19 protein-coding genes are annotated in these 19,944 nt (G+C 58.7%); 8 read left to right on the top strand and 11 right to left on the bottom strand.

Going from position 1 to position 19,944, the window contains the following annotated elements:
• Positions 1–18 precede the first annotated feature (18 nt).
• Positions 19–2,070 (top strand): transketolase, encoded by a 2,052-nt coding sequence (tkt, locus tag A9Q02_RS09790; RefSeq protein WP_245860488.1) that lies wholly within the window; start codon positions 19–21, stop codon positions 2,068–2,070.
• 39 nt (positions 2,071–2,109) lie between these two features.
• On the opposite strand, the gene A9Q02_RS09795 is transcribed toward tkt, so the two are convergent.
• The 5 genes from A9Q02_RS09795 to A9Q02_RS09815 form a co-directional block, all read right to left on the bottom strand.
• On the bottom strand, positions 2,110–2,859 hold the full coding sequence (locus A9Q02_RS09795; protein ID WP_097652436.1) for an alpha/beta fold hydrolase: 750 nt from the start codon (positions 2,857–2,859) through the stop codon (positions 2,110–2,112).
• Between the two features lie 7 nt (positions 2,860–2,866).
• Positions 2,867–3,433: a hypothetical protein gene (locus A9Q02_RS09800; protein ID WP_097652437.1), complete on the bottom strand. Its 567-nt coding sequence runs from the start codon at positions 3,431–3,433 to the stop codon at positions 2,867–2,869.
• Complete coding sequence (malZ, locus tag A9Q02_RS09805; protein ID WP_245860489.1) at positions 3,418–5,268, bottom strand: maltodextrin glucosidase; 1,851 nt, start codon at positions 5,266–5,268, stop codon at positions 3,418–3,420. The genes A9Q02_RS09800 and malZ overlap by 16 nt, the downstream gene beginning before the upstream one ends.
• A 33-nt stretch (positions 5,269–5,301) precedes the next feature.
• Positions 5,302–6,807 (bottom strand): glutamate--tRNA ligase, encoded by a 1,506-nt coding sequence (gltX, locus tag A9Q02_RS09810; protein WP_097652439.1) that lies wholly within the window; start codon positions 6,805–6,807, stop codon positions 5,302–5,304.
• Positions 6,808–6,989: 182 nt separating this feature from the next.
• Entirely contained in the window at positions 6,990–7,481 is a 492-nt protein-coding gene (locus A9Q02_RS09815; RefSeq protein ID WP_097652440.1) for a Uma2 family endonuclease, read from the bottom strand.
• Between the two features lie 198 nt (positions 7,482–7,679).
• Here A9Q02_RS09815 and A9Q02_RS09820 point away from each other — a divergent pair, with 198 nt between their 5' ends.
• Positions 7,680–8,585 carry a DNA adenine methylase gene (locus A9Q02_RS09820; protein WP_097652442.1) on the top strand — a complete coding sequence of 302 codons (906 nt, stop codon included), beginning with the start codon at positions 7,680–7,682 and terminating at the stop codon, positions 8,583–8,585.
• A gap of 4 nt (positions 8,586–8,589) precedes the next feature.
• The gene (locus A9Q02_RS09825; RefSeq protein WP_097652444.1) at positions 8,590–9,855 is read left to right on the top strand and encodes a glycosyltransferase family 4 protein; all 1,266 of its coding nucleotides are present in this window, start codon (positions 8,590–8,592) and stop codon (positions 9,853–9,855) included.
• A gap of 8 nt (positions 9,856–9,863) precedes the next feature.
• Here A9Q02_RS09825 and A9Q02_RS09830 read toward each other — a convergent pair whose 3' ends face one another.
• The 3 genes from A9Q02_RS09830 to A9Q02_RS09840 form a co-directional block, all read right to left on the bottom strand.
• Positions 9,864–11,798 carry a YLP-box putative sorting motif-containing protein gene (locus A9Q02_RS09830; protein ID WP_141508819.1) on the bottom strand — a complete coding sequence of 645 codons (1,935 nt, stop codon included), beginning with the start codon at positions 11,796–11,798 and terminating at the stop codon, positions 9,864–9,866.
• 212 nt (positions 11,799–12,010) lie between these two features.
• Positions 12,011–12,682, bottom strand: coding sequence for an HD domain-containing protein (locus A9Q02_RS09835; RefSeq protein WP_097652448.1), 672 nt, complete (start codon positions 12,680–12,682; stop codon positions 12,011–12,013).
• A gap of 81 nt (positions 12,683–12,763) precedes the next feature.
• Positions 12,764–13,783, bottom strand: coding sequence for a 3-oxoacyl-ACP synthase III (locus A9Q02_RS09840; protein ID WP_097652450.1), 1,020 nt, complete (start codon positions 13,781–13,783; stop codon positions 12,764–12,766).
• A gap of 175 nt (positions 13,784–13,958) precedes the next feature.
• Here A9Q02_RS09840 and A9Q02_RS09845 point away from each other — a divergent pair, with 175 nt between their 5' ends.
• The 5 genes from A9Q02_RS09845 to A9Q02_RS09865 are packed head-to-tail and all read left to right on the top strand — an operon-like array spanning position 13,959 to position 17,905.
• The gene (locus A9Q02_RS09845; protein WP_097652452.1) at positions 13,959–15,074 is read left to right on the top strand and encodes a glycosyltransferase; all 1,116 of its coding nucleotides are present in this window, start codon (positions 13,959–13,961) and stop codon (positions 15,072–15,074) included.
• A gap of 4 nt (positions 15,075–15,078) precedes the next feature.
• Positions 15,079–15,768 (top strand): YveK family protein, encoded by a 690-nt coding sequence (locus A9Q02_RS09850; RefSeq protein ID WP_097652454.1) that lies wholly within the window; start codon positions 15,079–15,081, stop codon positions 15,766–15,768.
• 11 nt (positions 15,769–15,779) lie between these two features.
• Positions 15,780–16,433, top strand: a complete 654-nt coding sequence (locus tag A9Q02_RS09855) for a YveK family protein (protein WP_097652456.1) — start codon at positions 15,780–15,782, stop codon at positions 16,431–16,433.
• Positions 16,434–16,448: 15 nt separating this feature from the next.
• A complete protein-coding gene (locus A9Q02_RS09860; protein WP_097652458.1) occupies positions 16,449–17,117 on the top strand; it encodes a CpsD/CapB family tyrosine-protein kinase in 669 nt (222 codons plus the stop codon).
• 8 nt (positions 17,118–17,125) lie between these two features.
• Positions 17,126–17,905 (top strand): tyrosine-protein phosphatase, encoded by a 780-nt coding sequence (locus A9Q02_RS09865; protein WP_097652460.1) that lies wholly within the window; start codon positions 17,126–17,128, stop codon positions 17,903–17,905.
• A gap of 12 nt (positions 17,906–17,917) precedes the next feature.
• Here A9Q02_RS09865 and A9Q02_RS09870 read toward each other — a convergent pair whose 3' ends face one another.
• From A9Q02_RS09870 to A9Q02_RS09880, 3 genes are read right to left on the bottom strand one after another with little or no spacing between them, the layout of a single operon-like run.
• On the bottom strand, positions 17,918–18,268 hold the full coding sequence (locus A9Q02_RS09870; protein ID WP_245860490.1) for a Rieske (2Fe-2S) protein: 351 nt from the start codon (positions 18,266–18,268) through the stop codon (positions 17,918–17,920).
• A gap of 60 nt (positions 18,269–18,328) precedes the next feature.
• Positions 18,329–19,390: a serine hydrolase domain-containing protein gene (locus A9Q02_RS09875; RefSeq protein WP_097652464.1), complete on the bottom strand. Its 1,062-nt coding sequence runs from the start codon at positions 19,388–19,390 to the stop codon at positions 18,329–18,331.
• Positions 19,387–19,908, bottom strand: a complete 522-nt coding sequence (locus tag A9Q02_RS09880; RefSeq protein ID WP_141508821.1) for a hypothetical protein — start codon at positions 19,906–19,908, stop codon at positions 19,387–19,389. Before A9Q02_RS09880 ends, A9Q02_RS09875 begins: the two co-directional genes overlap by 4 nt.
• Between the last annotated feature and the right edge of the window lie 36 nt (positions 19,909–19,944).

Raw genomic sequence — 19,944 nt, forward strand, 5'->3', positions numbered from 1 at the left:
TGACGAGGAGTTATCGACATGAATGAAGGCAATGCTATGCCTGAGCCCGCCGATGCTGAACTTGACCGGCTCTGTGCTACGGCTATTCGTGCGCTTGCGATTGATGGTGTGCAACAGGCGAATAGTGGGCACCCTGGGCTGCCGCTCGGAATGGCCGATGCGGCCTATATTCTCTGGACGCGCTTTCTCAAGCATAATCCTGAAGATCCAACCTGGGTTGACCGTGACCGGTTTGTGCTCTCAGCAGGGCACGGCTCGATGTTGCTCTATGCGCTTTTGCACCTCACTGGCTACGATCTCTCGCTCGATGAACTGCGCAATTTCCGTCAGTGGGGCACCCGTACACCCGGCCATCCTGAGTATCACGATACGCCTGGGGTCGAGACCACTACCGGTCCGCTTGGGCAGGGTCTGGCGACCGCCGTTGGCCTGGCCCTTGCCGAGCGCTGGCTTGCCGAGCAGTTCAATCGTCCCGGTCTTCCGCTGGTTGACCATGCGACCTATGTGCTCTGTTCGGATGGCGATCTGATGGAGGGTGTCTCGCACGAGGCGGCAAGCCTGGCCGGTCATCTTAGGCTTGGCAAGCTGATTGTGCTCTATGATGCCAATAAGATTTCGCTTGACGGCGACCTCGACCTCTCCTTCTCTGAAGATGTCCGGCTTCGCTTCGAGGCGTATGGCTGGCAGGTGCTTGAGGTTGATGGGCATCATATGGGTGAGATCGCGCAAGCACTTGCTGAGGCGAAGGAAGAGACCGGACGCCCTTCGTTGCTCATCGTCGAAACCCAGATTGGCTTTGGGAGCCCTAATAAAGCAGGAACCCACAAGGCCCACGGTGAGCCACTTGGCGTCGACGAGGTGCGACTGACCAAGCTGCAACTGGGGTGGCCGACCGAGCCGGCCTTCTTTGTGCCTGAGCAGGTCTATGAGCATATGCAACTCGCGGTTGAAGTCGGCCTTACCCGTCAACGTGAGTGGGAGGCGATGGTGGCTCGTTATAAGACTGGCCATCCCGAGCTCTATGCCCGCTGGGAGCAGATGCAAGCCCGAGCGTTGCCTGCTGTCTGGGAAGAAGTATTGCCGCACTTTGCACCAACCGAGAAAGCCGGTGGCACCCGCGTCGCTGCGGGCAAGACGCTCAATGCGCTCGCCGAGGTGATTCCCTCGATCATGGGCGGCTCGGCTGATCTCCATAGCTCGAATAATACCTTGCTGGCCGGTTCGCCACCGTTGTCAGGGGCCAGTTTTGCTGGGCGCAATATTTACTTTGGGGTGCGCGAGCATGCGATGGGCGCGGCGTTGAACGGTATGGCGCTCCACGGCGGGTTTATTCCCTACGGCGGCACGTTTCTCGTCTTTAGCGACTATATGCGCCCCGCCATTCGCCTCGCTGCGCTGATGGGCCTCCAGGTGATCTATGTCTTTACCCACGATAGTGTTGGTCTGGGGGAGGATGGCCCGACGCATCAACCGGTCGAGCATGTGATGAGTCTGCGGCTCATTCCCAACCTGCATGTCTACCGGCCTGGCGACGCCAATGAAGCAGCGCAGGCCTGGCGTGCCGCGCTGGAACGGCGTACCGGCCCGACGGCGATCATCTTGTCGCGCCAGAATGTGCCAACGCTTGACCGCAGCAATGGTCTTGCCCCTGCCGACAGAACGCTGCGGGGGGCCTATGTGCTCCGCGATACCCCCGAGGCCAAAGTCATTCTGCTTGCGAGTGGCTCGGAGTTGCCGCTCGCGGTGCAGGCGGCTGACTTGCTCGCCGAACGTGGTCTTCCGGCACGGGTGGTAAGCATGCCGTGCTGGGAGGCATTCGAGGCGCAGCCCGAGAGCTACCGCCACGAGGTTTTGCCGCCCCAGATGCGCGCACGGGTCGCGATGGAGGCCGGACGTACGATGGGCTGGGAGCGTTACGTTGGATCCGAGGGCGTCGTGATTGGGGTTGATCGTTTTGGGGCCTCGGCCCCCTATCCTGAAATCTTCACCCGCCTCGGGCTTACCGCCGAGGCCATGTGTGAGGCTGCGTTGCACGTGACCAGTCACGTACGCCCTACGCCTGAAGTGTAGGCCTGCCGCAGACGCATGACCTGGTGTAGGGCGCAAGCCCTACACCAGGTCATGCGTCTGCAAAAAACGCCTCACCCGCTCGCGGAAGGTGGACGGGTTGCGCCAGGCGATCAGATGCCCCGCTTCGGCTTCGTAGACGAGACGTGCGCCCCGGATGCCGGTGACAATCACCCGTGCCTGCGCGTCGGGCACAAACGCATCCTTGCCCCCCTGGAAGACGATGGTCGGCACCTTGATTGAGGGCAGGCATGGCGCGACAATTGTCCGCGAAGCCGCCATTAATTCAATCGCACGCTCGATCCGGTCATTCAAAACCGGCCACCACGCCTCGCCATGCTGGCGCGCCATATACCGGTGCCACGATGGCGACATGTTGGCGGTGCTGTGGTGATGCGCATCAACCGTCGCGGTCGTCACCTGATGAAAGACGCCGTCTAGGATCAGTGCGGCGACCAGGTCGGGCCGGTGGCAGACTGCGTTGAGCGCGGTAATGCCCCCGGCGCTCATGCCAAAGAGCGGCACCGGTGTGGCAAAAAGTTGTTCAAGCAGATCGGCTAAGGCTTCGCCCTGCATCGCAAAGTAGCGCGTGCTAAAGAGCCCCTCGGGACGGGCCGATTGCCCATGCCCAAGCAGATCGACACTAATGACCCGATGCTCGTCGGCAAACCGCGCCGCTAGCCGCTCCTGCGTTGCCGCACTATAGGTGTTGCCGTGCAGCAGTACCAGTGGCGATCCGCTGCCAACTTCAAGATAATGAAGCGCCCCGTGGCGCGTCGAAGCAACGTTCACCGCTAACTCACCTTTTTCGCCAGAGGCCGATGGCGATCACAACCCCGATCACCAGTGCGAGCAGACTGAGTCCAATTGGCAACCACGGCGTTTCGAGCGTCATCGCTGAAACTGGGACGGCCCCCGAAGAGATGGGGATGCCCGATCCGAGGGCGCGCCGATCTTCGCGGGTCGCATCAAAGCGTGCGGTGCGACTGCACAGGTCGGTCGTCAACTGGCCATCCGTTGTCTGCGCATAGATCAGGTACTGCTCTCCCTCTTCAAAGGGAAAGCCACATGCCGCACTGCTCCCCGGTGTTGTCAGGGTCACTTGCCCTTCTAACTCGCTCTTCCAGCGTCGTTCGAGCGCCACAGTGACCAGCAGTTCCTCTTCGTCGCCGACAATGCTTACGACCCGCCCACTAAAGACCGCTGTTGCTTCTTCAAACGCCTGTCGTGGTGATGGCACCGGCGCACAGGAACAGGCATACGCTACCTGTGGTGCGCCAATGATGCCGAAACTTGCCAGGGCAACCAGCAAGACCCCGACCAGTGCGAGCCTTCGTCGTACCCACGCTACTATGTTATGCTCCACACCATCACTCCCACCGCCGGCAGTCCCGTCAGCGGGAGCGCACCGGCTTCAACTGTTGTTTCCGTTTCGCCAAGCAGATCGTGAGCCCTGGCACCATCAGGCACCCCGGCATGGCGCACTGGCACGCTCTGTAACCCATCATCAGCGCGGCGGGCGACAATAATCAAGCGCTCTTCGGCTACCTCGCGTTGATACGCCACTGTATGCCCGCCAGCATAGAGCACCTGAAAGCCGCCCCGTCGCAACGCCAGACTCGTGCGCCGCAGCCGAATAAGCTGTTGAAAAAAAGCCCGCAATTCGTGGTTCCAGGTTGTTGTATCCCACTCCATACAGCGACGGCAATCGGGGTCAACCAGGCCTTCCAACCCCAGTTCATCGCCGTAATAGATGCACGGAACCCCTGGATAGGTCAGCAACAGGGCGACGGCAATCCTGACGAGGCGCAGGTCGCCCCCAAGCAGACTCCGCAACCGGGCCGTATCGTGGCTCCCCAAAAGATTGAATTGCTGGGTCACGATCTGCCATGGAATGGCGGCGCGAAAGGCTTGCCATTGGGCAACCATGTGTTCGGTTGACATGGGCAACACATCGGCCCAGGGGCGATCTTGCACCGAGGCAAGCTCGAAGCCTGCCAACCAGCGCCAGACAGGAAAGGTAAACCCCTGATAATTCATCGAGGCATCAAGTTCTTGCCCTTGCAGATGCGGTGTCCCGTCAAAAAAATGCTCCCCGAGCAGATAGGCCTCGGGTTGCTCGGCTTTGATCGCCCGACGGATGCCGCGCCCGATCTTATGCCCAAGATTGAGCGGTCCCTGCCGCCCAAGCATGTTGGCGACATCAATGCGCCAGCCATCAATCGCATAAGGCGGGCGGAGCCAGTGCCGCATAATGGCGTTTTCACCGGCATACATCAACTCACGCAGCCGTTCACTCCGGTAATCGAGCTTGGGCAGCGTATCAACGCCTAGCCAGCTCTCATACTCATCAGGATGACGGCGAAAGGTAAAAAACTCAGCTGTGGGTGCAGCGGGGTCGGCCTGCGCTGCCACAAACCAGGGATGGGTCGCGCCGCAGTGATTCGGCACAATATCGAGGATCAGGCGCATCCCGCGGGCCGTCAGCGCCTCGCGCAAGGCAACTAACGCATCCTCGCCGCCAAGATGAGGGTCAATCGTTGCATAATCAGCGACGTCATATTTGTGGTTACTGGGGGCCGTAAAGATCGGGTTTAGATAGACGGCATTGACCCCGAGGTCGGTGAGATAGTCGAGCCGCTGCGTAATCCCCTGCAGATCGCCGCCAAAAAACTCACCCGAGCCATGTTCGCGGTGCGGCATGTCGCCCCATTGACGTGCGACCACTGGCTTGCCCATGTAGACATACTGCCCATCACGGACATTATTCGTCGGATCACCGTCGGCAAACCGATCAGGAAAAATTTGGTAAAAGACAGCGTCTTCTAACCATGCCGGGGCATGATAATCGGCGAGCAGCTTGAAATCATTTGTGTCAGTCGGATAATGCGGCACAATTCCCGCCGCGTTATACCAGAGATTGCCACTATGCAGCGTCCGGAGCAAAAAACGATAGCCGGTCGAAAGCATGCGCAACGGCAATTCGATCCGCCACCAGCGACAGACGCTATCCGCCCCGGCTGGCTCCATTGGCACAATCGTCTGCTCGCCATCGGGGCAACTGCGCAGATAGACGGCGGTGAGCGGTGCCTCAAGCGCCACACGCAAACGCAGCGTTGCCGTTGCCCCGAGACGCTGTTCAGCCACCTCGACATAGAGTGGTGAGCCATCGTGATGCACCGACTCAGTCCAATTGATCATATACAAAGCCTTTCGGCATAGCTCCAAGAACCGTTAGCCCAGGGCTGTATAGCCTCGTTCAAGGCGGGCAAGGGTGCGTTCACGGCCCAGGGCCACGAGCATCTCAAAGAGGGGAGGGGCCACCGTACGTCCACTGGCAGCGACACGGATCGCGCCAAAGAGCGGCCCAGGTTTCACTTCGAGGCGTGCGACGAGCGCACGTAACGCCGCTTCCACCTGCTCGATACCCCAGATCTCAACCTGACTCAGCGCTTCATGGGCCGCCCGCAAAAGCTCGGCCGTCTGGGCGGCCTCCATCTTTTTGGGTACCAGGAGGGCCGGATCATACCCCTCGGGGCCAGGGCTTGGTTCGCGGAAGAAGAATTCGAGCAAGTCCGGCGCTTCGCTCAGTTCGACCAACCGCTCGTGGATCAACGGTGTCAAGCTGACCACATAGGCACGCTCGTCGACGGTCGGCGGATCAGTAACTAGGCCAGCCTTGGTCAGATACGGCAACAACCGTTCGGCAACCTGCTCGGTCGTCAGGCGCCGGACATAGAGTCCATTCAGATCCTTGAGCTTGTCGGGATTCCAGCGTGCTGGCGAGGGTTGCACCCGCTCAATCGTAAAGCGCTCAACAATCTCGTCCCGAGACATCAACTCGGTATGGTCGTCGTAGCTCCACCCTTGCAACGCCAGATAATTGAACATCGCCTCGGGCAGATAGCCACGTTCCCAGAAACGGTTCGTTGAGACATCATCTTTGCGTTTCGAGAGCTTGCCTTTGCCGTCCTGGCGCAAAATAACGGGCAGGTGGGCAAAGACGGGCAAATTCCAGCCAAAGGCATGGTAGAGCAGCACATGATAGGGCGTCGAGGGCACCCACTCTTCAGCGCGCATCACGTGGGTAATCTGCATCAGATGGTCATCAACGAGGTGCGCAAAATGGTAGACGGGCATCCCAGTGGCTTTGATCAAGACAATATCCTGCAACTGGGTATGTTGTACCACAATCTGATCGCCGCCGCGCACCAGATCCTGAAACCGCGTTTCGCCCTCAAGCGGTGTCTTCAGGCGAATGGTAAAAGGCCGCCCACGGGCCGCCATTTCTTGCTGCTGTTCGAGGGGCCAAGCGCGCTCGGGACCACGAAAACGAAACGACTTGATGCCCTGCGCTTCGGCAGCGGCGCGCATCTGCGCCAGTTCTTCTTCAGTTGTAAACGACATATAGGCCAGGCCCGCCTCGAGCAACTGCGTGCTATATGTCGCATAGATGCCCTCGGCGTGACGCTCCGACTGCACATAGGGGCCAAAGGGTCCGCCTACGTCAGGGCCTTCATCCCAATCAAGGCCAGCCCAACGCAGCGACGCCATAATATCAGCGGCGGCATCATCAACAAAACGCTTCTCGTCCGTATCCTCGATGCGTAGCACAAACTGGCCCCCGTAATGGCGGGCAAAGAGCCAATTGAAAAGCGCCGTACGCACACCACCAATATGCAGATAACCAGTCGGACTCGGGGCAAAACGCACCCGTACCGGGCCAGAAACAACACTCATAGCGATCTCATTGCTCCTGCATCACCAGCCTAGACGAACCCTGCCAACAAAGCGCAGGCGTTGCCCCGTAACAGGGCCATACCATACCCATTATACGCCACATAGCCATCAAGGCTATCGCAATGTTGCCCAGGCACCTTTGAGAGTGACCTGAGCAACCTGGGCGCTCCCAAAAGGATCGCTCAAACAGTCGTATCTGGAGCACCGGCAAACAGTTGCGCAACCTCGACCGTGATCGGAAAAAGGAGAGGCGTCAGGGCTTCTCCAACCCCGACCAGGTGGGTTGCCGTATAGTCGCCAAGCCCGCTATCGGGCGTATGACAAACAAGCACGTCGCGTGTCTCGGGGCGGATGATCCAGTACTCGGGCACACCAGCTCGTGCATAGGCATGGCGTTTGACGAGCGTTTCTTGCTCGGCATTATGGGGTGACAGCACTTCGGCGATCAGATCAGGTACGCCACGGATGCGCCGATTGGTGATAATGTCGGCTCTGGCGCGATGCACCAGCACAAAATCAGGCTGTACCGGATCGCAACCAGGCATAAGCAGGCCAATCGGGGCCGTGGCTGCATACGCCAGTCCCTGATGCTCTAGCGGAATGCCAAGTTGTGCATCGAGCCGTCGAATGATCCACTGGTGAAAATAGCTTGGAAAGATCATTATCTCTGGCATAGCGGCTCCTTTGGCTCCTTGCTGGTGTGCTTCATGATAATTCCGGCCCCGAGTCAAGTCAAATATGCTATAATCAACCTTCGGAACGCTCTGCAACGCGCTGCGAGATTGACGTAATGTGCCAGCCTGGCTGGCATCTTTTGTCAGTATGCCATGCATTCCTGTAGGAGGTTGTGCCTCCCCTTCCCGGAGTAAAAAGTGCCAGCTCGTCCTTTCCTCAAGTGGGCCGGTGGTAAAGGTCAGTTGCTGGCCGAATTGACGGCACGCTTGCCAATGACGTTTGAGCGCTACCACGAGCCTTTTGTTGGCGGTGGGGCCTTCTTTTTTCATCTCTGGAACCAAGGCCTGCTGGCCCATGGGGCGGTTTTGAGCGACTCGAATCCTGAGTTGATCGATTGTTATGAGGTTGTTCGCGAGCACGTTGAAGACTTGATTGAGCTACTTGTTGCGATGCGGGTTCATTTCGCTGATCGTGACTTCTTCTACGAAGTCCGGTCGTGGGATCGCCAGCCTCACTTTCATCTCCGCCCCAAAGTTGAACGAGCCGCCCGTACCATCTTTCTCAACCGCACGTGCTATAACGGTCTCTATCGGCTCAATAATAAGCGTCAGTTCAATGCTCCCTTTGGACACTACAAAAAGCCTTTGATTGTTGATCCTGATAATATGCGTGAAGTGAGTCGCGCTTTGCGTGAGGTTGAGCTACGGGTTGAGCACTTTGATGGAGTATTGCAGCGTGCCCGGCCCGATGATTTGATCTATTTCGATCCTCCGTATGTGCCTGTGAGCCCTACCTCCTCGTTTACGGCCTATACGCATCGTGGTTTCACTGAAGTGGAGCAGCGTGAACTAGCTCATACCTTCTTTGCGCTGGCCGACCGTGGCTGTGCCGTGATGCTTTCGAATTCGCACACGCCGCTCGTGGCTGAGCTTTATGCGCCTGCGACGACCAACGATATCGTGATGGCGAGCCGCAAGATTAACTGTGATGGCAAAAAGCGCGGTGAGGTCGCCGAGATGATTGTCTGTAGTTTTCCGGTGGGCCTGGTGCAACCCCGCCGGGTTGCGCTGCTTGCGCAGCCGGTGGTGCTGACCGGCAAGTAGCAGTATGCATATTCTGCATCTCAATCAACTCTACAATCCTGCCTCGGGTGCCTCGCGCTATTTTCGTGAAATAGGGGCGCGCCTCGTCCGTGAAGGGCATCGGGTGACGCTGCTCAGCACGGATGCTCTGGATCTTGAGTATTTCTGGGATGCCCGTTGCCGCCACGTCGAGCCTGGTGTCACCGAGCAGGATGGGATGCGCATCATTCGCTTCCCTGTGCAGCGGATGCCCGGCCCTTCGCTTGCCTATCAGATCCTCCGTCGGCTGATGGTTGACCTGGGGCGTCTGGGACAGCCCGTTGCCCCGCTCTTGATGCGCCTTGCGACCCTGACCCCGCGCCTCCCCGCGCTTGAACATTTCCTGGCAACGGCCCCCGAACTCGCGGATGTGACCGTGTTGCATACGACAAATATTACGCTCGATTTTGCCGTTATTCCCGCTGCACGCTGGGCCAGGCAGCGGGGCATTCGCCATCTCTGTACCCCGTTTGTGCATTTGGGCGAGCCGGGCAAGCGCCAGATTGTGCAGTACTATACGATGCCCCACCAGATCGCGTTGCTGCAAGAGTGTGCGGCGGTGGCAACGATGACGACGCTGGAACGCGACGCGCTGATTGCGTCTGGGGTGCCCGCTGCACAGGTGCATGTTGTTGGTGCCGGCATTGATCCTGCCGAGGTGGCTGGTGGTGATGGGCAGGTGTTCCGGGCGCGGCATCAGATCAGTGGGCCGATGGTCTTGAGTCTGGGGGCTGCGGCCTACGATAAAGGAACCATTCATGTGCTCGAAGCAATGCAGCGCCTCTGGGCCAGTGGGGTCGAGGCAACCTGGGTGCAATGCGGGCCACTGCTTGCCCACTTCGAGCACTATTGCAAGCGCTTGCCCGCCGAGGCCAGGGCACGGATCCATGTGCTTGGTTATGTTAGCGACGCAACACGCCGCGACGCACTGGCCGCCGCAACGGTCTATGCGCAACCATCGCGCACCGACAGCTTTGGCATTAGCTACCTCGAAGCGTGGGCCTACGGTGTACCCGTTATTGGCGCACTGGCCGGCGGCGTACCCGCGGTCATCCGTGACGGCCTTGACGGGTTGCTTGTTCCGTTTAGCGACAGCGCCGCACTCGCCGAGGCGCTCAAGCGCTTGATCAGCGATCCCGGATATGCCCGGCAACTCGGCGCATCCGGCCAGGCGCGGGTCATGCGCGAGTTGACCTGGGAGGCCGCGTATCAGCGGATACGCGGCCTCTACGAAGCTTCGCTGCAACGTTGACTGCGCACCTAACGGCTGACTAGAGGAAGATAAACCCTCCACTCATCATCTGGTATCACCGTGCCTGTAATATCAATCGTATGCGTCGCAGTGACTTCACTCAATTCGTTGGCAACATTGACGCCAATCGTCTTTGTGCCACTGGTGGGCCAGCTATACGTAACAGTAACCGTTGAACTTGCCGTGACGAGGGTAACGGGCTCAGCTACATCAGTGACTGTGGCCGTATAGGTATAGGGCGCTGTCGCCCCGAGCGGCTCAAGCTCAAAAACAAACGTATAGGTCATCCCTGCGGTGCCTGTGACCGGCCCGGTGATGCTGAGCTCGCTCAACGGCAGATAGAGCTTTGAGACCTGCGTTGTCGTGCCACTCAGATAGTTGCCAATCACCCCGGCAGATTGCGTGGTACTGCTCGTACGAAGGCCCACCCCTGCTTGCAGAGGTGCGCTCAGCGTGACCGTAAAGGCTCCAGTCTCATCCGCAAGCGCCTCACCAAGATAGCTCAGCGTTTCGGCAATCTCGTCACCATTATCGCTGTAGAGATCGATCAAGCATCCGGGACAGGGACTATCGAGGCCACTGGTTCCCCGGACTGTGGTTCCGGCAACGGACGTAACGCGGGCCGGCTGGAAGGTGCGCAGCACTGCGGGTATCCCAGGCCCAAAGGCATAGACTCGCCCGGGGCCGCGTTCGATCAGATTGCGTCGCACGGTGATTTGTCCAAAGGTCGGCGAGGTGTCGCTGGCAAGGATAGCCGACGATTCATCATCTTCAAACCCGGCGCGACTGCCTGTAATCAGGTTGTCAACGATCTGTGTATTGCTTCCCGAAACTTTGATGCCCTGCCCACAGACACCTACGGGATTATCGGCGCTGTCAATGCCAATCACATTGTCGCGCACTTCGTGGCCGCTGCCAAAGATCTCAATCGCGATAGGTGGCGTATCGTTGAGTGACTGGATGATATGCAACCCCGCAATGCGATTGCCAATGAGCCGATTGTTGCTGCCACTCAAAGCAATGCCCCAGCCGCCGTACCAGTTTTGCGGATCAAGGCTGAGTGAACGGAGACACTGCGCTGCTACAGGCACCTCAGGTACGGTACCATCTGCCCGTGTACCAATCAAATTATTCTGAATCGTATTGTTTGTGCGGCTCCCATCAATATTGATGGCACGGGCAAACGCTCCAGCAATGATGTTATTCTGGACGAGGTTGTCATTGGAGGTAATGAAAATACCTCCCCCGGCCATACGATTCGGTTGGGCCGGTGTCCGAAAAACGATGGAGGTACCATCGTCGCTCAGCCCCATCCAGATCTGCTCGACCGTATTGCCATCCTCTTTCAGAAAGATCGCCCCGCCACCCTTAAACGCCAGATGGCGGATCGTATTGCCAGTACTTTCGATCTCTAGACTGCGGTCATTCGTGGCAAGAATGATCGGTGGCCCATCCGTGCGACCCCCTGGTTGCGTTGATCCATCAATCGTTACATCGCCGGTCTTATCAAGAATTGACTGGGTTCTCAGCGTAGGCAACGCCGCATTAATTGGTAGCGTCCATGTCCCACTTACCTCGCGATCTTTATTCGGATCATCATCAGCTAGATTGAAGCGAATTTCGATCGGGCGATCCGCCGGAGGGCGGGCCGCAGCCTCAAGGATCGCACGGCGCAAGGTACATCCATCGGTTGCGGGCACAAAAATAGCCCCGGAGGTGTAGGTACACGTCTTGCGCGTACTGCTACTATCGAGGTCTTCACTAGTATCAACCACGATCACTGTTGTAGCCTGGCTAGGCTTGCCGACAGGCTCTTGATGTTGTAGCGAAGGGGCTTGGGCTCGGCTTGAGGTATGAGCAATGAAGCCAACCACGAAGACAAGCACAGTGATCAACGTCACCCACAGCGAACGACGACCGGTTCGATCCTCTGGATAATGCATCTGGGGCACTCTTTGTCTCCTTTGCCTTTACAGGGAACGTATGTCCATGCCTATATGGGGGGAAGAGTTCAGCGTTGGGTAAGCGCCCCCGGGAGCGAGGGTGTCTCGCTCTCGAACATATGACGAGGGCGAGACGCTTTCGCTCACAGGAGAAAGGGTGAACAAATTCCTCTGCCGGGCATACAAAGTGGGCGTAGAGGCCTGCTGTGGCTCTACCGAGTATCAACCTGAGGTTGCGGCAACGCAACCCCCAATTCTTCACTCAGTTGTTGGAGGAACTGGGTAAGGAAGAGTGTGCGGCGTTCGGCTTCAGCTTTCCCGGCCGCCGTGGTCATTGTTGCGGCGAGACCGAGCAGCTTGGTGTAGAAATGATCAATAGCTGAAAGCGTATCATCCGCAGGGCGTTGGGTAGGGAATGGTTCGGCAGGATCGTAGAGTGGGCGTCCAAGCTGTCCGTTGAGCATGAGACAGCGGGCGAGACCAATGGCACCAAGGGCATCGAGGCGATCAGCATCCTGAACGACGCGGGCTTCAATGGTCAGCGGGGCAATGTTGGCGCTGAAGCTGTGCGCCATGATCGCATGGGCAATCGCGGGAATACGAAAAGGCGGATAGCCTGACCAGGTCAGGAACGAACTCGCCGCTGTTGCGGCCATCGTTGAAGCAAAGGGGCGTTGGAGCGAATCTTTGGGTACACTGACACAATCGTGCAACCAGGCTGCGGGCAACACGACCGTAAGATCAGCGTTTTCGGCAACGGCAAGGCGGCGTGCATTGGCGACCACCCGCCTGATGTGCTCACGATCATGGGCCGCATCAGGCTGTGCTTCGCGTGAGTCAAGAAAGGCGATAAAGCGTGGTTCCCAGTAAGCTTCATCAATCATAGGTTCTTGAACCAACCTGTTCAGTTAAGCCTCCGTCCCCGCCTACGCGGGGACGGAGCTTCGGGCCGCAGGCCACGAAGCTTACCAGGTAACACTCATCATCGAACAATTAATTCCAGAGCCGATCCCGAGCAAACCGACGTGATCGCCAGCTTTGATCCGTCCGGCCTCGGCAGCTTGCGCCAGACTGATCGGGAGTGCCGCAGGCCCGATGTTGCCGAGTACCTGGAAATTCAAGGCAAGCTTCGCCGGCGTCAAGCCAAGGGCTTCGCTGATGGCCGCCATGTGTCGGCCGCTGACCTGGTGGGGGGCATAGAGCGCGATCTGCTCGTCAGACCAGTTGGGCAACCGCTCCTGGGCGCCTGCCCACGTCTCGGTGGCAAGCTTGACCCCGGCGACCAGTAGGGCGCTCGCATCGGTCTTCATATAATCAGGACTGCCAATGCAGAGCTCATTGTGTTCGGTGGCTGCCAGTGAGACCAGGCCATTGAGCCGGTGTGGCGAGCGGGCGACGCTACTATGTGCAAGCAACATTGCTGCTGCGCCAGAGCCAAGGGTCAACGCGGCAAAGTTATCGCGGAACTCGATAGCGGTGGTCTCAGGGCGCTTCAAGCGCTCGAGCGTTGCCGTCACAATCTCTTGCGAGCCTTCGCCATTGACGATCAGGGCATACTCGATCTCCCCCATCTCGATCATCATTGCCCCGACATGCATCCCATTTAAGAAGCCCAGGCAGGCATTGCGCAGATCGTAGTTGATCGCCTTTGGTGCCAGGCCGAGACTACGATGGACAAAGCATGCCGTTGAAGGTTCGAGAAAATCCTGACAGACCGAGGTATTGAGCAAAAGCCCGATCCGGCCTGGATCAACCTCGGCCGCCGCCAGCACTTTGGCCCCGGCCAGCGTTGCTGTGGCACTGGGGCGGGTACCGGCTTCCCAGAAGCGACGTTCCTGAATCCCCGAGAGTTGCTCTAGACGGCCCTTTGGTACCCCAAGGCGCTCCATGGTCTCACTGATCTGATCTTCAAGCCAGGCCGAACTGATCCGGTGCGGGGCCAACTCATAACCCAGCGCCTCGATGGCGACATTCTGAAAGAGCACGCCAGACCTCCCGATTTGCAAAAGGAACCTTTCCTGAGGTATCGTACCACATTTCTTGTGGGCAGGATGACATCGGCATCTCAAATCTATGCTATCCTATGGTAGACTAACCGGCGTGCAAACTGCCGGGCTGCGGGCCGCGTTCGCCTGTAGGCAGGCTTGGTGATACTGAATTATGCGCGTCGCGATCATTCACGATTATCTGAATCAGTACGGTGGTGCCGAGCGGGTCCTCGAGGCCCTCTGCGAGTTGTTCCCTGATGCGCCTGTCTATACCTCGATTTATGATGCCGAGGCGATGCCAGGCCACTATCGTACGTGGGATATTCGTACCTCGTTTATGCAACGCCTTCCCGGTTGGCGCAAGCACTTTCGCCGCTACTTCTTGCTCTATCCCACCGCCTTCGAGAGCTTTGACTTTAGTGAGTATGACCTGCTGATCTCGAGCAGCAGCGCCTATGCCAAAGGGGTCATGCCCCGGCCTGGGGCCTTGCATATCTGCTATTGCCATACGCCGATGCGTTTTGCGTGGCGAACACGTGAGTACATCGAGCGTGAAGAGATTACTGGGTTGCAACGGGTGCTGTTGCCGATCGGTTTGACCTATGTTAGACTCTGGGATGTCAGTACGGCGAATCGTGTCGATCGGTTTGTCGCTAATTCATACGAGGTCGCCGGACGCATTGCACGTTATTACGGTCGTTCCTCGCAGGTGATCGCCCCGCCGGTGGATCTGCCTCCGTACGAGCCACGGCCGACGGGTGATTTCTATCTGGCGGGTGGTCGACTTATTCCGTATAAGCGGATCGAGTTGATTATCGAGGCGTTCACGAAATTGCGCCTACCCCTCAAGGTTTTTGGTGACGGTCGCGACCGCCAGCGTCTCCAGCAACTTGCTGGCCCAAATATCGAGTTTCTTGGCTGGGTGGATGAAGCAACCCGCTGCGATCTCTTTGCTCGCTGCCGTGCGTTTATCTTCCCCGGTGAAGAAGATTTTGGTATTACTCCGCTCGAAGCAATGGCGGCCGGCCGCCCGGTGATTGCCTATGGTGCCGGTGGTGCGCTCGAAACAGTGATTGATGGCGTGACCGGGCGCTTTTTTCATCAGCAGACTGCGGCAGCGGTTGCGGCAGCAGTTGCGGCTTCTCACGCAGACTGGTATGATCAAGCTGCGATCCGTCGTCACGCCGAGCAGTATCGGCGCGATCTCTTTCTTAGTCGGATGCGCACGTTGATTGATGAGACGCTGCAAGATCATCAACAGCAGCGCCTCCCACACGTTCGTTCGTAAGCCTATGCATCTTCGTGAATACATTGCGCTGCTGTTGCGTTATTGGCCAGTGCTGGTTGTTTTGCCGTTGCTGACCGCTGGTCTGAGTACGCTGACGCTGCTCGGGCGTACTCCAGTTTTCCAGACAACGGTGCGCTTGATGGTGACCCAGGCTCCTGAACCTGATCCGGAGTTGCCGCTGCCGCCCCTTGATGTCGGTACAACCTGGCTCACAACAGCGTATATCCTTGATGATTTGCCCGCTGTGATCTCCAGCGCGCTCTTTGCTACCGATGTTCAGGCCGCGATGGCGGCACAGGGCTATGCCCTTGAGGTGCCTGCGATCCAGGGCGGTTTGCGTGTCGAGACGACCCATCGCTCGGTGCTGCTTAGCGCAACGGCCGCAACTCCCGAACTGGCTGTTGCGATGGCGCAGGCGGCTGTGACGAGTCTCCATGAGGGTGGGTTGGTCTACTGGGGCCGCTTCCCCGCCGGTGGGTTGCAGGTGCAAGTGATTGATCCCCCGGGGGCCGCTGCTTCGTCGCAGAGCCTCACCGGACTGGTGCGTGAAGTGGGCCTGCGGGTTGCCCTGGCGCTTGTCGCCGCGGTGGGCATTGCGCTTGGCCTTGCATATCTTGATGATCGAATCTATCATGCACGTCAGGCCGAACGCTGGACGGGCGCACCTGTGCTTGGCGTGATTCCTGAAGAATAAGTGAGGGTGCGATGCAGTTACGTGATTATGGGCTTGTGCTCGCGAAACGCTGGTGGGTGGTTGTGCTGACCCTCGTTGCTGCGGCAGTGGCGGCGTATGGGGTCAGCAAGCTGATCCCTCAGACGTTTCGCTCGCAGGCGGTCTATCTGGCCCTGGCGAATCAGGCTGATAATGGCCTGAATATTGTGCTCCGTAATTCGATGAATAGCTACCGCGAATTGGTGATGCAGCCCGATGTGCTCGACCAGATTAGCCAGGAGATTGGCCTCGATATTAGCGGTGAACGCTGGATGCGCGATGTTAATATTCAGCCTCGCCCTGATGAGCAGAAGATTATTATTGAGGTGGACGCACCAACGCTCGATCAGTCGATGGCAATGGCCGATGCCGTGGGCAATCGCCTCGTTGCGGAAGTGAACCGCATTAACGCGACGCTCGAGGGCACCGCCCGGATCAATGTGCAACGTATTCAGCAGGCCCGCCTGACCGCTATTCAACCCAATACACGTATCAATGTGCTTGCCGGGGCGCTGCTTGGTCTGATGCTCGGGGTGTTGCTGGCCTATGTGCTTGAGTATCTTGATGATACGCTCAAGAGTAGTAGCGATGTTGAGCGTTTTGTTGGCTTGACGACCTTGGGCGCGATTCCTACCGTTGAGCCATAAAACGAGGAGATAGCTGTGGGTGCCAATGGTTCTTCGCCCGAGACGACGTTGATTACGCTGCGCGACCCTGGCTCGCCTGCGGCTGAGGCGTTTCGTACCCTGCGTACCAATCTGCTTTTTTCGAGCCTTGACCGGCCGCTCCATACGCTGCTGGTCACCAGTACGGCCCCTGATGAGGGCAAGAGTACGACCCTGGCGAATCTGGCTGTGACGATGGCGCAGGCCGAACAGCGGGTGCTGATGGTTGATTGTGACCTGCGCCGCCCCAGTTTGCATACGATCTTTGGGGTGCCCAATGAGCGTGGTCTGACCAGTGCCGTGCTTGCGCAGGACGATGGCCCCTTGCCCATTCAGCCGACGAGTGTCCCCGGTCTCCATGTGCTGACCAGTGGGCCGTTGCCCCCGCGCCCCGCCGATCTGCTTGGCTCACGCCGTATGGGTGCCCTGATCGAGCGGATGCGCTCTGAGGCCGAAATTGTGCTCTTTGATACGCCCCCGGTCGTGGCGGTTACCGATGCCGCGACGCTGGCCCCCCGGGTTGATGGGGTGTTGCTCGTGCTCCATGCTGGGCAGACCCGCCGCGACCGTGCCCGTGAGGCGCGCCGCCTGCTCGAACAGGTCAAGGCCAATATCGTTGGGGTGGTGCTCAATGGGGCGAAGGTGGAGCGGGGTTATGCGTATTAGGGGAGCATATGATTGATCTGCATTCCCATATTCTCCACAATATTGATGATGGTACTCGTTCACTGCAAGAGGCCGTTGCCCTTGCGCGGGCTGCCGTTGCTGATGGCGTGACGATCATGGCCGCAACGCCCCACGGTGCTAGTTCGGTCAGTACCTGGACCCGCTATGAGGTTGACCTTGCACGCAAGCGCCTCGCCGAGGTACGTGCAGCTCTTGCGCACGAGGAGGTGCCGCTTCAGCTTATCTCAGGTACTGAGATCTATGGTGAGCCGGGTGCGCTTGAACGCTTGCAAGCCGGTGCGCTCTTGCCCTACGAAACAGGTCGTGCTGTACTCGTTGAGTTTCCGTTGCATATTACCCCGCAGGCTGCCGAGCAGATTATCTTTGGGTTTCAACTCGCGGGCTATCGGGTTGTGCTCGCCCATCCTGAGCGTTATCATTTTGTGCTGCGCGACCCCAATACCTTGCTTCCAATGATCGAGCGCGGGATCGTGATGCAACTCACCTGCGATGCGTTGCTCGGTGTTCAGGGTTCGCGTATGAAGATGCTGGGCGAATTGATGGTGCAGCATGGCCTGGTGCAGATCCTCGCGACCGACGCCCACGGCTTGCACCTCGGGCGCGTACCGAATCTGGGCGCAGCCCGCATACGTGTCGCGCAACTCGTGAGCGAGCAACTCGCCGATGCCCTCACCCGCCTGCACCCCGAGGCTATTCTCGCTGATGCGCCACTGACGCCCATGCCTCCCTCGCGCATTCGCAATTGGGACGGCTCTCGCTACGCCTGATCGATGGTCTTACTACTCCCAGTTAATCTCAATCCAGATCGCATCGTCACAGATTCGTACTGGGTAGGTTGCCAGGCGTAACCCCACCGGAGGCACGAGGCTTTTACCTGTGCGTACATCGTAGGCCCATCCGTGCCACGGACATGTGATCGTCGCACCGATGAGAACCCCCGCCGAAAGCGGCCCGCCTTCGTGGCGGCAGGCATCACTGAAGGCATAGAGGCTGCCATCCACATTGGCGACCGCAACTGGCAAGCCTTCGATCGCGGCATAGATCAGTTGCCCCGGTGCCAACTCGTTTGCCTCACCTATCTTCACCCACTCGCCGGCCATACGCGCTTCTCCCTCATCCTCGTTTGTCAACCAAATTTCCTGGCCTTCCCGCGCCTTTGCGCCTTTGCGCCTTTGCGTCAAAAAACCGTCTTATTGGAAAAGCACTTCCCTGAGCAGTTCTTCCAGGATCGTGGCCGTGACCGCATGGTGACGGTACGGTGGGGCGGTGCGCTGCGGGTAGACCCGATTGCTCAACACAACCAGGGCTAGTTGAGCATGTGGTACGCCAATGATGGCTGGCCCGGTAAAGCCGGTATGCCCAAAGCTTCCTCTGGGCGCGGACCCCATAAAGTTGGCCCGATCCAACATCCACCCCAACCCGCTCGGCAGTGCCTGCCCTGCGTCAGTTCGGAGCTCGGCAGTTGCATCACGTAAAGCGAGCGCAACCGTGGCTTCGTGCAGCACCTGCTGATCTGCCCAGGCACCACCCTGCAGCCACATGCGCACCAGTCGTTCAAGATCGCGGGCGGTGCTGAAAAGCCCGGCGTGTCCTGCGACCCCTCCCAGCGCATAGGCACTCTCGTCGTGAACCACGCCATGCACGAGCCTCTGCCGCCACGTATCATCCCATTCTGTTGGTACAATGCGTTCGCGTAAGGCTCCTGAGGGGCAGTAGCCGGTTTCGCGCATGCCCAGAGGGTCAAGCACAAGTTTCTGGACAGCCTGGTCAAGGGGGATGCCCGCGACGACTGCAACAATCTCGCCAAGCAACAGACTATTGATATTGGTATAGGCCAGCTGCGTCCCGGGTGGTTTGACTGGTTCAGCGGCGTAGATTGCAGCCTGAATGCCTGCTGCCCCCTCGTTGCGTAGGGTCGAGAGGCGCAGAGCCAAGCCCGAGCAATGGGTCAACAGATGGCGTACCGTGACGTGTTGTGCTCGTGCGGCTGGGAGATAGAAAGTGATCCCTCGGTCGAGCGTCAGTTCACCAAGATCATAGAGGCGCAAGGCCGCTGTCGCCGTCACTACTTTGGTCAGCGAGGCAATGTCAAAGATATCGTCACGCACAATCGATCGCGTGCCCTCATCTTCGTACATCGTTGTGCCATACGCCTGATCGCGCAACGTTGCTCCGTCACGGGTTGCCAGGATGACCGCCCCCGGAAAGATGCGTGCTGCAATGGCCTGCTGGATCACAATCGTTTGTCTCATCCCTCGGTCATATACCAGCTACTGCCAACCTGGATGACGGGCAACCCGCCACTCGTTTGCCCAAGCACTCCTGTCAGGTCACTGGTTCGTTCACGTAGCACGTTGCCCTCTGCATCAAGAAAGACCAGGACAAATGTGCCGTCAACAACATTGACCAGGGCCCGCCCCTCTTCACGACTCAAGATCTCGACATAGCTGTAGGTGATCGTGAGGGTGACACGGCTTCCCACCACGGGCTGGTTCGAGGTTGTCACAAAGTTGAGCAGCATCTGGCTCATCGCATTGCGTTGATCGACCCGCTCACTCGGCGCAAAATGGCTCGCCAGCCGTTCGGCCCAACTCCGCCGTACCTCTGGATCAGTCAGGTTCTCTTCAGCGAGCGCGGTATTCAGATCTTCGATAAAACTTTCAACCACTGCCTGCGGGCTTGACGCACCTGCGCCTGCGACTTCTTGCTCGGCCACCGTGACACAGCCGGACAGCAGCAGCAGGACAAGCACCAGGAAGAGTCTCGGCATAGGCCAGGGCACGACGCGAGGTTGCGCGTACCGTAT

The sequence above is a fragment of the Candidatus Chloroploca asiatica genome, assembly GCF_002532075.1.
Taxonomy (GTDB): Bacteria; Chloroflexota; Chloroflexia; order Chloroflexales; family Chloroflexaceae; genus Chloroploca; species Chloroploca asiatica.

Coding starts and splice junctions, on each gene's coding strand:
- A9Q02_RS09875 (WP_097652464.1), bottom strand. CDS start 19,390: ATGAGACAAACGATTGTGATCCAGCAGGCCATTGCAGCACGCATCTTT.
- gltX (WP_097652439.1), bottom strand. CDS start 6,807: ATGAGTGTTGTTTCTGGCCCGGTACGGGTGCGTTTTGCCCCGAGTCCG.
- A9Q02_RS09825 (WP_097652444.1), top strand. CDS start 8,590: ATGCATATTCTGCATCTCAATCAACTCTACAATCCTGCCTCGGGTGCC.
- tkt (WP_245860488.1), top strand. CDS start 19: ATGAATGAAGGCAATGCTATGCCTGAGCCCGCCGATGCTGAACTTGAC.
- A9Q02_RS09835 (WP_097652448.1), bottom strand. CDS start 12,682: ATGATTGATGAAGCTTACTGGGAACCACGCTTTATCGCCTTTCTTGAC.
- A9Q02_RS09845 (WP_097652452.1), top strand. CDS start 13,959: ATGCGCGTCGCGATCATTCACGATTATCTGAATCAGTACGGTGGTGCC.
- A9Q02_RS09850 (WP_097652454.1), top strand. CDS start 15,079: ATGCATCTTCGTGAATACATTGCGCTGCTGTTGCGTTATTGGCCAGTG.
- A9Q02_RS09865 (WP_097652460.1), top strand. CDS start 17,126: ATGATTGATCTGCATTCCCATATTCTCCACAATATTGATGATGGTACT.
- A9Q02_RS09815 (WP_097652440.1), bottom strand. CDS start 7,481: ATGCCAGAGATAATGATCTTTCCAAGCTATTTTCACCAGTGGATCATT.
- A9Q02_RS09855 (WP_097652456.1), top strand. CDS start 15,780: ATGCAGTTACGTGATTATGGGCTTGTGCTCGCGAAACGCTGGTGGGTG.
- A9Q02_RS09830 (WP_141508819.1), bottom strand. CDS start 11,798: ATGCATTATCCAGAGGATCGAACCGGTCGTCGTTCGCTGTGGGTGACG.
- A9Q02_RS09880 (WP_141508821.1), bottom strand. CDS start 19,908: ATGCCGAGACTCTTCCTGGTGCTTGTCCTGCTGCTGCTGTCCGGCTGT.
- malZ (WP_245860489.1), bottom strand. CDS start 5,268: ATGATCAATTGGACTGAGTCGGTGCATCACGATGGCTCACCACTCTAT.